Source organism: Paenibacillus sp. FSL R5-0623 (assembly GCF_037974265.1).
Classification (GTDB): Bacteria; Bacillota; Bacilli; order Paenibacillales; family Paenibacillaceae; genus Paenibacillus.
Genome location: NZ_CP150233.1, coordinates 2,788,928 through 2,805,847 on the forward strand (window position 1 = coordinate 2,788,928; position 16,920 = coordinate 2,805,847).

The 16,920-nt window shown below is 45.9% G+C and carries 3 protein-coding genes; all 3 read left to right on the forward strand.

Annotated elements, in window-relative coordinates; genetic code table 11:
• The first annotated feature begins 7 nt into the window (after positions 1 to 7).
• Genes MKY92_RS12850 through MKY92_RS12860 form a run of 3 tightly spaced genes read left to right on the forward strand, consistent with a single transcriptional unit; the run spans position 8 to position 16,910 of the window.
• Positions 8 to 3,964, forward strand: coding sequence for a beta-ketoacyl synthase N-terminal-like domain-containing protein (locus tag MKY92_RS12850; protein ID WP_339301027.1), 3,957 nt, complete (start codon positions 8 to 10; stop codon positions 3,962 to 3,964).
• Positions 3,961 to 10,170: a type I polyketide synthase gene (locus tag MKY92_RS12855; RefSeq protein ID WP_339301029.1), complete on the forward strand. Its 6,210-nt coding sequence runs from the start codon at positions 3,961 to 3,963 to the stop codon at positions 10,168 to 10,170. Before MKY92_RS12850 ends, MKY92_RS12855 begins: the two co-directional genes overlap by 4 nt.
• Before the next feature lie 47 nt (positions 10,171 to 10,217).
• Positions 10,218 to 16,910 (forward strand): beta-ketoacyl synthase N-terminal-like domain-containing protein, encoded by a 6,693-nt coding sequence (locus MKY92_RS12860; RefSeq protein WP_339301031.1) that lies wholly within the window; start codon positions 10,218 to 10,220, stop codon positions 16,908 to 16,910.
• Positions 16,911 to 16,920 lie beyond the last annotated feature (10 nt).

A 16,920-nucleotide genomic window follows, 5' to 3' on the forward strand; every position in this document is an offset into this window, starting at 1 on the left:
GGGTGTGATGATGGGACAAAAGAAGAACATGGAGCCAACATCCGATATTGATCCAGGATTTCGCCTTACAGATATTGCAATTGTTGGTATGGCATGCAGGTTTCCGCAGGCTGATCATTATACGACGTTTTGGGATAATCTTGCGAATGGAGTGGATTCTGTCAAGGAGATTCCTCCAGATCGATGGGATGTATCGAAGTTCTATTCTCAAGATATTGACGCCCCGAATAAGAGCATTGGTAAATGGTGCGGTCTGATTGATGATGTGTATTCTTTTGATCACCGCTTTTTCAGTATCTCTCCCCGAGAGGCCAAAAATATGGACCCACAGCAACGAATGATGCTTGAAGTTTCCTGGCAATGCATTGAAGATTCCGGGATTTCACTTCAAAGGTTACAGAATCAGATCACTTCCGTTTATGCCGGAGTAATGACGGTAGATCACCGCCAAATGGCGTGCCTCCCCGAATTGGAGATTGATAGCTACGCTTGTCTTGGAAATTATGAAAGTATTCTTGCCAATCGAATTTCTTACATTATGGACTTCAAGGGCGCGAGTATATCAGTAAATGCAGCTTGTGCATCTTCATTAGTAGCCGTGCATGAAGCCAAACAAGCCCTGCAACGAAAAGAGTGCAATTACGCCTTAGCTGCATGTGTAAATCTAAATTTGCATCCCTGGAAGTTTATCTCATTTTCCAAGTCAAGAATGTTAAGTCCGGATGGACGTTGTAAAACCTTTGATAAGGAAGCCAATGGTTATGTACCAGGGGATGGAGCAGGCGTGTTGTTGCTTCAAAGGCTTGAAGATGCGTTAGCAGAAGGTAATCATATCTACGGGGTTATCAAAGGATCTGCCTGCAATCATGGTGGAAGAAGCGCATCCATAACTGCTCCGAGCATGAGGGCACAACAAGACGTCATCTTGGCTGCTTATCAGGATGCAGATATTTCCCCGGAAATGGTCACTTATATTGAGGCACATGGAACGGGAACGTCTTTGGGAGATCCGATTGAAATTGAAGCGCTTAAAAATGCATTTGCTGCCTATACTTCCCGAACCCAATTCTGTCGGATTGGCTCGGTAAAAACCAATATTGGCCACTTGGAGAGTGCTGCGGGCATGGCTGGTATTGTGAAAGTGATCATGATGATGAAACATGGTAAAATACCTGCCAACCTTCATTTTAACGATCCTAATCCGATCATAGATTTTAAGAATACTCCTTTTGAAGTGGCAGGGGCTCTAACTGATTGGAACAGTGCTGGCGAAGGTTTACCTTTAAGAGCGGGCATAAGCTCTTTCGGTTTTGGTGGAGTCAACGCCCATCTGGTGATTGAACAGTGGTGCACTGCACCCTCGAACAAACAGAAGGATGCCGTCGCCGCCCGTTCTCAGCTGTTCACGCTATCAGGCAAATCAAAATTGCATTTGGAAAAACAGCTTGAATCGTGGAGAGCATTCTCGCTAACATCCGAGTTTGAAGAGTGTACGCTGCGTGATATTAGTGGAACATTGTCCACGGGAAGAGTGGCTTTTCCTTATCGTTATGCTGTGATGGTAGACAATTTACAGCAGTTGAAGGAAGAGTTGCATTCGGAATCAAGTCGTCCTTTCATGCCCAAGCAGCAAAAGTGGGCAATAAGAGTGGGGCACTTTTCCTATATAAACTATGAGCAATTTAGCAAGTTAACCCGTGATTTACCGCATGTGGAGGACATCATCCAATCCTTACTGAATCAAATTGCCGATAGTGATCGTCCACTTGCCGATGACTATCGGCAGATGTTCTACAATGAACCATGGGAGCAAGAGACAATTCCGTGCTGTCAGTTCATTGCTGGATATGCCGTACTTCGATGTTTACTTGATGCGGGCTTAAAAGTGGAATGGATGACAGGGGAGCATACAGGGATGTGGGCTGTTCTTGCCGTAAACCAAATGATCGCTCCCGAAGAAATTCTTTTGAGGCTTTCAGGAAAAAATGAAGCAGATTTCATTAAACTACATCGTCCGTGTCTGCCTTACTATGATCCAACATTGCAAGATATTTTGTATCCGATTTCCTTTGGCGAGTCTTATCTCCGGCGTTTGTTGGGTAGCTCGCAAATTGAAAGTGTGGACTCTGGGAATAGCGGGCATGATCGATTCGAATATCCAATGGTAAGTGATCACGAACGGGTTAAATATTATCTGACTAAGGGTCAATCACTCATCGCTCATCAGTTCACCTTCAGAAAGTATGTAGATGAATGGTCGAATCTTCTAGGTAAAGTAAGTGGGGACGATTGGAATTTGGAGGAGTTGCTTGGAAAGCCTGTTGATGTCTTGATGTTTACGGAGCTTTCCACTCAGCAGTTGTTCATTATAGTTACGGTTGTGGCTTATTCGCTAAGGAAGTTGAACCGCAAATGGAATTTGACGATAATGGCTGAGCCCGATCCACGATTCGAAGAAATGTTGGATCTGATGAACGATCACATCTTACTTCCTGAAATGGTCGCCCGGCTTGTTTTGGATTCCAATGTGGACTATAAGGTTGTTGCCGAATCCATGAACCTGAAACAGCGAGAAAGGGATATGGAGCCCAATGACAACCGATTATGTGCTCGAATTGATAACGTGCCCGAAATTGTAAATGTTGAGCAATGGCTGCATCAAACACAAGAAAGCCAAGTTGATCTGGAGAAGATTTCGTCAGACATCAAGATCATTGACATCGGAGTAGTTCAATCGGCCGCACCTGATACGCTGAAACTTGCTTTAAAAGAGGATGAAGCGGGATATGACTTCTGGAATATCCTCGGTCAGTTATGGCTCCATGGCGTGAATGTGAGGTGGGACCTATGGTTCCCTTCAGGAACATTTAACAAGCTTGCCCTGCCTACTCAGCGTTTCGAGTCTGTAATACATCGATTACATGACCATAATGATACGGTAGCTCATGTAGCTAATCAATCGGTTAGCGATGTATATATGCTTACAAGTGTATATGAGAACAGCTTGGATAGGGCGTTGCACCCGATGATCGGCCGAAATACCTCAACCTTGGATGAATTCAAGTATCAAACGTTGTTTACAGGCAAAGAATTTTTTCTGAATGATCACCGCGTAGACGGTAAACGAACATTACCAGGTGTTGCTTATTTGGAGATGGCATTAGCCGCTGTGCAGAATGCAGGCATCCAGGAGGTCATCGGTTTTGGTGATGTGGTGTGGTCAAGACCCCTGATAGTCATGGAGCAACCTGTTGAAGTAAACATTTCGTTGTCTAAAACCCATGAAAAAATTCAGTTCCACGTATGGACCGGCGACGATGTGAACTCTAGAAAAGTTTATGGGCAAGGGACGTTGTATGGAATAAAGACAGATGGCAACAAACAGGACACACGACAAGGCAATCCATATAGGGTTAAACGGGATATCGATGCGATTAGAGGAAGATGTGTTGACCCTATTTCAGGAGTATATCGCAAACTTGAAAAGAGTCATCTGGTCTACGGTCCTTCCTTCCAATCCATTATGGACTGCTGTATGGGCGAGAACGAAGCTATTGCCAGGTTTGCCCTTCCAATCCCTTGTTATGAACAGTTACACGCGTATACGCTTCATCCTGTAGTGATGGACAGCGCACTGCAGACAGCGATGTTACTTGCCCAAAAGGTGAGCTCTGCTCCTTGTATGCCCTATTCCATAGGTGCGGTCAAATGGTGGAAGCGGCTTCCAGACAAGGGAAGTGTATATGTCAGGCAGCAGGGTATGCAAGGGGAAAAAGCATTCAAGTTTGATATTGTACTGCTTGATGAGCAGGAACTAATATGCATGGAAATGAGCGACTTTACAGTAAGACAGGTTCAGGACAAAAAGAGTCATGCGAAGGACCCATTGAAAACACTTTTGCGAAAATTGGAAGCCGGAGAGGTTGAACCTATTGATGTCTTAACTTATATGGAGGAACGATGAGAAAAGATCAGATGTTATCACTGGATCAGATTCTTGAAATGGTGAAGGGACGACGTCTCTCATCAGAGACAGCCTACCAGCTTATACAGGAAATAGAGCGGCATGATACTTCGGCTTCCAATAAGAATAACCTGCATCAGAGTACGTACCTGTATCCATCCTGGGAAATTCAAGACCTTCAACGTACCGTTTTCAAAAGTGAAAGGCTTCTGTTATTTGTTTCTGGTGAAGAACACATGCAGCAATGGAACCAGAGCACTTCCGTAATTCGTGTGTTACAGGGAAATCAATTCATTGAGCAGGATGTTAATACATTTATAGTCCGCCCGGGACAGGAAGAGGATGTTGACCGTTTGTTCAACAGGCTGTCCGAATTACAGTGGATTCCTGATACTGTCGTTCATGGATGGAGTGGTACGGTACTTCCTGAAAATGAAGGGACCCTATTGAACAAGTGGCTCGCCCAGGGTGTGTACACCTTATTTTATACATGCCGATGGCTGGCGAAATGTGCTGACAAAAAGAAAGTACATCTTTTATATGCTTATTCCAGCGATCGTAAAGAAGAACCGGCAAATGAAGCTGTAAGCAGTTTCATGCGCAGTGTGAAATGGGAACACCCGCAATGGACATGCCGTACATTGGACATGGGAAATGAACCAGTCGATATGTTTCACCTCATCCAACAGGAGATGGAAGCTCGGGACCAGGCGGTAGAGGTTCGTTATCGGGGCAATCGACGTTATGTGAAGAGATTGCTATCGCTGCCGAAAACAGAATATTCACAAGTAGAGTGGAATAAACAAGGCGTTTATTTGATTACAGGTGGGATGGGTGGTATCGGCCTCCAATTTGCCTCCTTTCTTGCCCAATCCGCTCGAGTCATTGTTTTGTCTGGACGTTCCATTCTGAGTAGGGATCAGGAACAACAATTGTGTGATCTAGGGAAGTTTGGAGCTGAAATAGTGTATATTGCGGCGGATGTATCGCAACGTGAGTCTGCTTTTAATCTCATCCGTGAGTGCAAAACCAGATTTGGGGGCATTCATGGTCTGATTCATTGCGCTGGCGTATTAAGAGACTCAATGCTTCAATCCAAAAATAAAGTGGACATGGATGCTGTTATCGCTCCTAAAGTATACGGAACGGTTTGGCTGGACGAAGCTTCTTGTCATGAACAGTTGGACTTTTTCATCGTTTGCTCTTCCGTCATGTCCATTCTGGGCAACGCTGGACAATGTGATTATGCCTTTGCCAATGGCTTTATGGACAGTTTTTGCCGTCAGCGGAATCGGTTGAACAAAGAGGGGATGCGTTCGGGTCAAACGCTCTCTCTGAATTGGCCTCTGTGGTTGGAAGGAGGGATGGGAGTAGATTCAACCCATCGTCTTTTTTTGGAAAATACGCTCGGGGTTTCATCGATATCCAGCGAACATGCTATACAGGCTTTTGAGGATGCTTTTCATTGTAAGGAAAGTCAGATAGTGATTGTTGGCGGGGATGCAACCAAATTTCAGAAGGTACACGAGAAAACGTCGTTTGCGGATGTGGACTCGGTTCCAAAAGAAATGTTGTTAGAGAACAGCATAAATGAGGAGGTTTTACTAAAAAGGGCTTCAGAAATCATGTTGTCCATATCCTCACAGATTCTCAGTGTTGATATACATGAAATGGATCTGGATGCGGATAAAAGCGACTATGGGTTTGATTCCATTTCGACGACTGACTTTGTCAATCGACTCAACGCAACGTACAACATTGATCTAACGCCCCCTGTTGTGTTTGAATATGCGACTTTAGGGGCCTTTGCAACCTACCTAATCGGAGCTTATGGCGAAGACATCGCCCGATATCATGGAATGAGTGGCGGGCACGTTGAACTCGAAATGCAGACTCCGCATATGGTCGGTGATGATGAAACACATGAGATTGCAAGTGAGCCTATCGAACTCCATAGGAGGAATAAAGAACCCATTGCAATTATTGGAATAGGCGCTCACATGCCTCAATCCGAGAGTATGGATGAACTATGGGAGAACTTGGTTTCCGGGAAAACATTCATTTCCGAAATCCCTCCTGAACGCTGGGATTGGCATCAATATTATGGGGACCCAATAAAAGAAGTCAACAAAACCAACATCAAATGGGGCGGATTTATGAAAGCCATTGATCAATTTGATGCTTCGTTTTTTGGGATTTCGCCTCATGAAGCTGGGTTGATGGACCCGAGACAGCGCATTTATTTGCAAACTGTATGGGAAGCCATTGAAGATGCCGGTTACAGGCCATCGGAGTTGTCCGGGAGTAAAACAGGTATGTTTGTCGGGGTGGTTAGTTCAGATTATTATGACCTGATGCACCAATCAGGCATTCCAACTGAAGCACATACAGCTTTGGGCATATTTCATTCCATTCTGGCTAACCGAATTTCATATCTTCTAAATCTGCATGGACCTAGTGAACCCGTGGATACAGCCTGTTCCGGTTCATTGGTCGCCATTCATCGGGCAGTGGAATCGATACACAACGGAGAATGTGAACTGGCAGTTGCCGGAGGCATCAGTGTTATCGCAAGTCCACAGCTGATGATTGCCTTTAATCAGGCAGGCATGCTCAGTGTGGATGGTCGCTGTAAAACCTTTGATCAAGGTGCTGATGGGTACGTTCGTGGCGAAGGTAGTGGGGCATTGCTGCTCAAACCGTTGTCCAAAGCGGAAGCGGATGGAGACCATATCTATGGAGTAATTCAGGCAACGGCTATAAATCATGGGGGACATGCCAACACTTTGACATCTCCAAATCCTAATGCACAGGCAGAACTTATTGTTGAAGCGTGGTCCAGATCCGGAATTGATCCGAGGACAGTAGATTATATTGAAGCACATGGTACGGGGACCCCATTGGGTGATCCGATCGAGATAAATGCGCTTAAAAAGGCTTTCTCTCAGATGGTTCAAGACTGGGATGAGTTGCATGGCAAGCCGAGCGGTTCTGCCTCGGAGTCCTCCGTTCCGCACTGTGCAGTCGGAACGATAAAAACCTATATTGGACACTTGGAGGCAGCAGCAGGAGTGGCGGGAGTCCTCAACGTGGTACTCAGTATGAAGCATAACCGATTGTTGCCGAATTTGGAGCTAAATGAAGTTAACCCTTACATCCAGTTGGAGAACAGTCCGTTTTATATCGTAAAGGAAGGGCAGACCTGGAATCGTAAACATGATGCTGTCCCAAGAAGTGCAGGCGTAAGTTCATTTGGCTTTGGAGGTGTCAATGCTCATATTGTCATCAGCGAATACGTGACTAAGCATGACAGTTCCCTGATTATATTCAATCGCCCCCAGTTACTCATCGTTTCTGCAAAGAACAGAGATCGATTGAAAGCATATGCGAGGCGAATCGTTGAATTTCTGAGTCAAACGGATGGGATTACCCTGGCTGATGTTGCATTTACAATGCAAACGGGCAGGGAAGAGATGGAGGAAAGACTTGCATTGGTGAGTTCAAGCATCGATGACACCGTGGAAATGCTTAATCGGTTTATTGCAGATGAGACAGAAAATCTATCTCCATGTTGGCAAGGGAGCGTAACCAAGCGCAAGCCCTCACAAGATGAACAGGCTATAGCTTACCATCAGCCTTCCACAGATCAGGATTTCATGGTTGAAGCAGAGCTCCATAAACTTGCTCAGCTCTGGGTAACTGGCAACCGGATTGATTGGTCTTCAATGGATAAAAGAGAACGGAAACGGAAAATTTCCATCCCGACTTATCCGTTTGCAGAGACACGGCACTGGCTTCCTAATCCAGTCAAACGGATAGAAAGCCAAGAGATTCATCGGTCGGGAATGGACAACAGATTCATGATGAAGCTGGAAAATAGATCAGATTTTCGCGCATACAGCTACGAATTTGCATTTACTGGTCAAGAATCCTTTTTTCAGGATCACGAAATAAACGGATATAACGTATTGCCTGCCTCAGCTCATATTGAATTGATCAGAGCCGCTGTCATGATGGCTGCTCAACCTGGAGAGGGCGAACAAATCAGCCTTAAAAAGCTCGTATGGCTCAAACCTGTTGTCGCCAAAAAAGGCATGGGAAGACTTCAAATACATCTTAAACCATCTTCGAATGGATTTATTGAGGTCACCGTTCATTCTCCAACTAGTTCTCAGGGGGATGAGACAAACACCGTGGTTTTTAGCCAAGGGACTGCTGTGATAACCAAGCGTGAAGTACGCAAAACATACGAAATGGAGACTATCCTAAGCAACTGTAGTCTGGGAAATTTTACATCAGAGCAATGTTATTCCTTTTTTTCAGCCAGGGGTATGCAGTATGGTCCAGACTTCCAGGGTCTGAAATCTGTAGCGGTGGGTCATGATCAAGCTCTGGCCAGAATTGCCTTGCCTTCGGGTATTATGGATGGATATCAGGACGGCACCATTCATCCAGGACTTCTGGATAACGCTTTTCAGGCTGCAATCGGGATCTGGCTAAGTACTTCGGGAAGTATTCAGGGCGAGCAGCAAGATACGCCTTTGTTGCCCTTCTCTATACAACAAATTCAAATCATTGGCTCCTGTGAAGCTGAGATGTGGGCTCATGTCCGAGTCCATCAGGAGAGTGGCAGCGCTGCTGTGCACGCGGATACCGAATATGACATAGATTTGTTTAGTGTGAAGGGTGATGTACGGGTATCCGTTAGGGCAATGCGTTTTAGAAGACCTGAGTCGAAAGTTCCAGATCTTGAAGAAACTAAAGGTGTGGAGACTTACGAGTTACAAATGTTGGCCCCTGTATGGAAAGAGCAGACAATCGGCTTGTATGAACATGAACGTGTACTCAACGATCTCCCGGGAGAAATATGCTTGGTAGGTACGAAGAGCTCGTACTTGACCCAGCTGCTCAAATACCTGCCACATGCCGAGATGATCGTTTTGAATCCACAGGATTCGATCATGCGGATCTCTGAACAACTAAACCTAATCATGAACCTTCGTCATATGGTGTGGATATCTCCGATAACCGCTGGAAGCTCGCCTGATGTCAAGGGAATGGTTGAGGCTCAGGAAGATGGCGTGTTTCTTCTTTACAGACTGATTAAGGCACTTCTTCAGAATGGATATGGGAATCGGAGCATGGAATGGACTGTAATCACGATGCGGGCAAACGCCATTCATACACTTGATTCGGTTGATCCCACTCATGCCGGGATACATGGTCTTATAGGAGTACTGTGCAAAGAACGACCCGGATGGAAGGTTAGACAGGTGGATTTGGATCAGTTGAATGATAAGAATATGTACGAATTGTTTTCGGTTTCTGCTGATTCCTATGGATTCCCATATGTAAACCGACAAGGCGAATGGTTTCGTCAACAACTTGTGCCCGTTACATATTCTCCTGTGAGTTCCGAACAGTCTCATTCCTATCGCCATGGGGGTGTATACGTTGTTATTGGAGGAGCAGGCGGAATCGGAGAGGCATGGAGTGAATATATGATCCGGCATTACAAAGCCCAGATCATCTGGCTGGGAAGAAGGGAGCTGGATGCTGATATTCAAGCGAAATTGCAAAGGCTGGGCGAGCTTGGCCCCGCGCCCTGTTACATGGCTGTTAATGCAACGGATTCAGAAGCAATGCGTCAGGCATGTATAAATATTAGGCGGAATCATCAAGCCATTAATGGTTTTATTCATTCTGCCATCGTGTTGGAGGATCGCAGTCTGGAATATATGGACGAAGCTTCTTTTCGGAAAGCTTATTCCACTAAGGTAGACATCAGCATCAATATAGCCAAAGCGTGTATCGGAGAGTCGCCTGACTTTGTACTCTTTTTTTCGTCCATGAATTCCTTTTTGAATTCGGCCGGACAGGCGAATTACGTAGCCGGCTGTACGTTCAAAGATGTATTTGCCCAATTTTTGAGACAGTGCTGTGATTTTCCTATCAAAGTGATGAACTGGGGATATTGGGGAAGTGTGGGTTCGGTACGTTCTGAATATTATAAGACACGCATGGCGAAAGCAGGACAAGGTTCAATCGAAGCTCCTGAAGCGATGGAGGCTCTAGATGTACTGATGAATGGTGTGCTGGATCAGATTGCATTGATAAAGAAACAGTCTTTGGTAGATATACAGATCTTAGATGAAGAAGAATCCATTATGGTCTATCAGGGGGCTGTACCGTCTCAGGTTATATAACAGGGGTCTGAAGAGCGGGGATTATCAGACGGTGGGGGGAACGTGTAATGACAGAACTGAAAGAGTTGTTGGGTCAATTATTATGGGGCAGACTGCATGCTGCAGGACTTTTGAACAATTTCCGGGGTGAAGATGCAGCTGTAGCAGAAATACCTGATTCATTGATCGAGCGTTACGAAAGATGGTGGCGGGAGAGTTTTCTTTATTTGCGAAAATACGGTTATTGCACCTCTACTGACGCTGTAAATCCCTTGATTCAGACCAACGATACGGACCTGGCTCATGCATGGAAGGAATGGGATAGGAAAAAATTGCTGTGGCTATCCGATCCAAATGTGTCTTCCTACATTCCACTGCTGGATGCCACGCTCCGAGCACTGCCGGACATTTTGACTGGTCAGAAGTCCGCAACCGACATTATTTTTCCGAATAGTTCCATGCAACTGGTGGAGAACATTTACATGAACAATCCTGCTGCCGATTATTTCAATGCCGTTTTGGCAGATCGGGTTGCAGCTATTATAAAACAGCAACTTGTGCGGGAGCCGAGTGCACATATTCGCATTGTGGAGATCGGAGCTGGAACGGGAGGCACGAGCCAGGCGGTTTTTAACCGTCTGAATGATTTTTACCCCCATATTCTGGAATACTGTTATACGGATCTTTCCCAGGCTTTTTTAAGTCATGCCCAAAAGGTATATGGCCCGCGTTATCCGTACCTTACATACGGAACGTTTGATTTGTCCAAACCGGTGTCCACCCAATCTTTGCAAGCGGGGACCTATGATATAGCGATAGCAACTAATGTCATGCATGCTGCTCCTAATATTCGCCTTGCCTTAAGGAATGTTAAGGCATTGCTCCGTTGTAAGGGTGTCTTTTTGATTAATGAAATTACCGAAAATACCCTTATGAATCACCTTACGTTTGGGTTATTGGATGGGTGGTGGAGCTATGTGGACCCTGCTCTGCGTATTTCCGGAGGACCTTTGCTTGAACAGGAAACTTGGAAAAACGTATTGTTATCCGAGGGGTTCGGGGAAGTTCAGTTACTGGCTCACACTGACGAATTCAAGGGCCAGCAAGTGATAATGGGGACAAGCAATGGCGTGGTACGTCAGCAAACCTTGAAACATGAGCAAACGGTAAAACATCAGGTCCAAAGTCAAACGAGCCGCAATTCGCAGAATATGCAGGAAAAACCGTCAGAAATCCGGTTACCTGAATTGGAGAGTTCACGTTCATCCGAAGAAAAACTGAAGTACATAAAGGAAGTGCTTGTTCGGACACTATGCGAATCTTTGAAAGTGGAGGCACAGCTTATCGACCATGAGGAGGCTTTTTCCGATTATGGGGTTGACTCCATAACGGGTGTTCGATTAATTCATTCGATTAATGAACGATTGGGAACGGAGCTGTTCACCACTGATATTTTTGATTTTCCTTGTGTCAACCAGCTTGCACAGTATATTGCCCCTATGTATCAGGAGAAACCGCTGGAGCCAGAACAACAAATGGAGTTTCATGGAGGTTGCAGTACCGAGAAGCCCGACGTTCAACGAACTGAACGGATTAGTGAAGAGCGAGAGTTCACGTTGGATGATGCCATGGAGAGTCATTCCGATGGTGATATAACATCCCCCGGTTCCAACAATAGACACAAGGATATTGCGATCATTGGCTACAGCGGCAGATTCCCACAATCGGATAATGTGGATGAATTATGGGAGCATTTGGCCGCAGGTCATGACTTGATTCAGCGTGGGGCGCGGTGGACTTCGGAACAGACAGGATCATCCGTAGAGAAAACGGAAAATAATCATGGAGCTTTTTTGGAAAATAGCGACTGTTTTGACCCCTTGTTTTTCAAAATCTCCAATGTTGAAGCAATGCATATGGACCCGCAGCAGCGATTGTTTCTGGAGGAATCGTGGAAAACCCTTGAACACGCTGGATATGCAGGGGAACTGATTCATGGCCGCAAATGCGGAGTCTACACCGGATATTGCGGAGGAGACTATGAGAAGTTGATCGGTGAACAGGCACCTGCACAAGCTTTTTGGGGTAATGCTGCATCCATCGTACCTGCCCGGGTATCCTATTTTCTGAATTTACAGGGGCCAGCTATCGCAGTGGATACCGCATGTTCTAGTTCGTTGGTTGCCATTCATCTGGCTTGTCAAGCTCTATGGTCAGGGGAAGTGGAGCTTGCTCTGGCAGGTGGAGTGTTTGTGCAATCCACGCCTGATTTTTATAATTCTGCTAGTCGGGCGGGCATGTTGTCCCCTGCTGGAAGGTGTCATAGCTTTGATGAACGTGCAGACGGTTTTGTACCGGGTGAAGGTGTTGGAGCCGTGTTGCTCAAACGGCTGGAGGATGCCATCCAAGATGGAGATCATGTACACGGGATCATCAAAGGCAGCTGTATCAATCAGGATGGGAGTACCAATGGTATCACAGCCCCTAGTAGAGCTTCGCAGGAAAGACTGGAACGCCAGTTATACGACCAGTTCGGTGTTAATCCGGATCAGATCCAATTGGTTGAAGCACATGGTACTGGAACGAAGTTGGGTGATCCCATTGAATTCGATGCGCTGAATCGAAGTTTCCGGAATTATACAAGTCGTTCACAATATGCTGTACTAGGTTCGATCAAGTCCAATATGGGACATTCGATTGCAGCAGCGGGCATAGCCGGTGTGATCAAATTATTATTGGCCTTGAAACATCAACAGATTCCGCCATCCATTCATTATTCCAAAGCGAATCCCGATATTGATTTTTCGAAAAGTCCATTCTATGTCAATACTCAATTAATTCCATGGCATACACCCCCCGGACAAAAAAGGGCTGCACTTGTAAGCTCATTTGGCTTTAGTGGAACCAATGCTCACCTTGCCATTGAGGAGCCTCCTGGAGAGTTGTCTCCTTTAATACATAAACCGGGTTATCTATTGGTGTGGTCTGCACAATCGACAGGACAGTTAAGGGAACAAGTGAGACGAATGGTGCAACATTACGGGAAAGTGGCTGCCCGGCTTGATTTTGCTAGTGCAAGCTTTACTTTGATGACGGGGAGAAGGCATTTGGAGCATCGGGCAGCCTGTGTAGTCCAGCATTCGGACGATCTGGCCTCCATTTTGGAACAATGGCTGGACACCGGAGGCTCATCACAGATCTACACGACGGATTTATCAGGCCAGCCTTCCCAAGAGCAATCCGTTCTTCGACGTTTTGGCAATGAATGTATCCAACAAATAGCTACCGAATCATTAGATGATTCGCGATATGTTGAAAACCTGCATACTATTGCAGAACTGTATGTACAAGGGTATGAATTGGATTATAACCGGCTTTATTTGACAGAAAAGGTTAAAAGAATACCTCTGCCAACGTATCCTTTTGCACGGGAAAAATATTGGGTGAGGTCTGGGATAGCGACGAGGTCCGTTGAAACAGATGTAAAAAGTGAGATTTCGAATGTTGCTTCTGACAACAAAGAGGAGAGAATAGCAAAGCTTCTTTTGAAGCAATGGAAGCATTCGGCAGTTACAAATCCTGATCCTGGGCATGGAAAAGTTGTGGTTGGATCTACACTGGAAACCGTTGGGCTTGCCAATAAACTTTCACAAATAATACTGGGCAGCCAGGTTGTGCTTGTGAGTGAGGAGGAGCAGGACTCTGGACGTTTGCTCGATGTTTTGATGAATTGTGATGCTTTTATAGATCTGTCAGGCTGTGGCCGAAAGATGGAAGCAGAAGAAATGATGCTGGACAAACTGATCTACTGGTTAGCAAGGCTTCAACAGATGATTGATACCCGTGGACACAAAGAATTAAAGCTGCTTGGAGTCACTATGGGGCTGGAGTCTTTCCCAAATAAATCGATTTATCTAGGTGGAGCAGAACGGGCTGGGCTCTACAGGATACTACAAAGTGAGTACAGACATATTATTTCGCGGCATATCGATGTGGACCCGGCAGACAGTGAGCTTGATGTCGCAGCACAAATCGTTCAGGAGTTAACTCATACGGGTAAGGAACAGGAAGTCTGTTATCGTGAAGGACAGCGGTACAGTGCTTATCTTGATACAATCGAAAACATCAATATACAGCAGTTGAATCAAAACCGACTCGCTTTTCCCTCCAATCACGTTCTTTGGGTCACTGGAGGGACACGGGGTCTAGGCATGCTTTGTGCGCAGCATGCCGTCCGACACTACGGGGTCCGTAAACTTGTTCTGATGGGTCAGACCCCATTTCCATCTCGACATGAATGGGGGACACGACGCGAGGACAAAGATGAGATCGGCAGTAAAGTTAGAAGTATCCTGGAATTGGAGAAGCAGGGCGTACAGATTGAAGTACTGTCTTTTGATATAGGTGATAAAGAGAAACTTCTGGAGGCTGCAAAACACATACGTTCAACGATGGGCGTAGCCGGAGGAGTAATTCACGCAGCTGGCATAGCCGACATGGAAAATCCCGCCTTTATTCGTAAACCACTGGAGTCGATTCGGAACGTATTGTCTCCCAAAATATTAGGCACTGTAGCACTCTATGAATGCTTCCGTCACGATCCTTTGCAATTTTTTGTCCTGTTCTCTTCTGTGGCTGGAGCCATTTCGAAACTTGGTGTCGGACAAAGCGATTACGCTATGGCTAACACCTACATGGATTATTATGCTGCAGCGAATGCCCATACCAGTCCACTTATCAGTATCCAATGGCCGAACTGGAAGGAATCCGGAATGGGTGAGTTTCCAAGTCAAGCTTATAACGAAACCGGTCTGCTTAGCATCACGGATGAAGAAGGATTGAAGCTGCTGGACTGGGCATTAATCACTCAACCAGGTGCAGTCATGCTTCCGGCAATCGTGAGCAGCGAATTCATTGACACTGAGGGGGAATCGGGAATTTCCAGAGTGGTGAAAGCAGAAACGATGTCCGAAATACCTATGACAAGTGGTGTTTCTTTTTCTGATACATCCGATATATTACAGATGAAATTAAGTTCCATATTCGCCGAGGAATTGTGTATTGAACCCGAGAAAGTGAACCCGGACCGATCCTTCGAACATTTCGGGATGGATTCAATCTTGATTGCTCAGCTGGCACGCCGGATGGAACGCGAACTTCAAATTCCTGTGGTGGAACCTGGTCTTTTTTTGGAGTATCCAACGATTGCAGGACTGACAGGGGCTTTGCTGCAAAAATACGCAACAAGTCCACGTACATCTCCCGAAAAGATCAACAGACATGAGGCTCGACAGATTCTCCAGCCGCCCAAAGATCGTTCTCGATCCCGAGTGGCCATCATTGGAATGGCCTGTCATTTCCCGGATGCGGTGAACCCGGAACAATTTTGGAACAATCTAAAAACAGGCAAAAACAGTATACGTGAAATTCCGTCATCCCGGTGGGATTGGAGAACGTACTACCATCCTGATGGCAAAGCCGGGAAAAGCATGAGCAAATGGGGGGCTTTTCTCGATGAGCTGGAATGGTTTGATCCCGATTTTTTCGGAATGGATCATTCCCTGGCAACTCATCTGGACCCTTTGCAAAGGCAGTGGCTTGAGGTTAGCGCTGAAGCACTTGCAGATGCAGGATATGGAAAGAGTCAGCTTGAGTCGCTTGAGGTTGGTGTGTTTGCAGGGGCAAGAACAGGTCATTTCATGAACAAAATACGTCGGGACAACAAACAAACCATTATTGGCACAGGTCAAAATTTTATTACGGCACATTTGGCTCATTTATATAACCTCAGAGGTCCCAACATGGTCGTGGACACCGCTTGTTCCAGTTCCCTAACAGCCATCCATCTGGGTGCCCGGAGTTTGCAGAATGGGGAAGCAGATCTGGTGATCGCTGGTGGGGTTGAAGTTTTATTGGACGAGACCCCTTATCTTTCCCTGACTGCATCAAAGGTGCTGTCACCAGATGGACAATGTAAAACCTTTGATGCCTCCGCTAATGGAATTGGGGTTGGGGAGGGCTGTGGAGTAATCGTCATGAAACGATTGGAACAGGCCATAACGGACGGTGACAAAATCTACGGAGTGATTGATGGCTCTGCGATTAACAATGATGGTCATACAATGGGCGTCACCACACCGAACCCCCAGGCTCAGCAGTCGTTAATCGAACGTGCCATCAAGGATGCAAATATTGATCCGGCTTCAATCAATTATGTAGAAACACATGGAACAGGCACGGTCATTGGAGATCCCATTGAGCTTAAAGCGTTAACCCAAGTGCTGGGAACCAGTATGAAAAAGGGGGATCTTTGCGGTGTGGGAAGTGTCAAAAGCAATGTGGGACATCTGTTGAGTGCAGCAGGGGCAGTTAGCATGATCAAGGTTTTGCTGAGTATGGTACATGGTCAGATCCCGCCCAGTTTAAATTGTCCGCATCCGAATCCGAGATTTCGGTTTGAAGAAAGTCCGTTATTCCTTGTTCAAGAACTTACACCTTGGACCAATAAAGTGTTGCGTGCGGGTGTCAGCGCGTTTGGACTCGGAGGAAATAACGCTCATATCCTTGTCAGCAATGAAGGTGTACCAGACCCAAATAAAGCAACACTGGAACCTCGTTTCAATCGCATTATCTGGAACAGAGCCCGGTTTTGGCCGGATGAGGTTGAGGAGAAAAACTTGGTGGTCGGATCGTCTTCAGGACAAACCCATCGTAAGCCTGAGCATATGCTGTCTTTCTTCACACCGAAAAAATTGCAGTAAGGGGGAACTG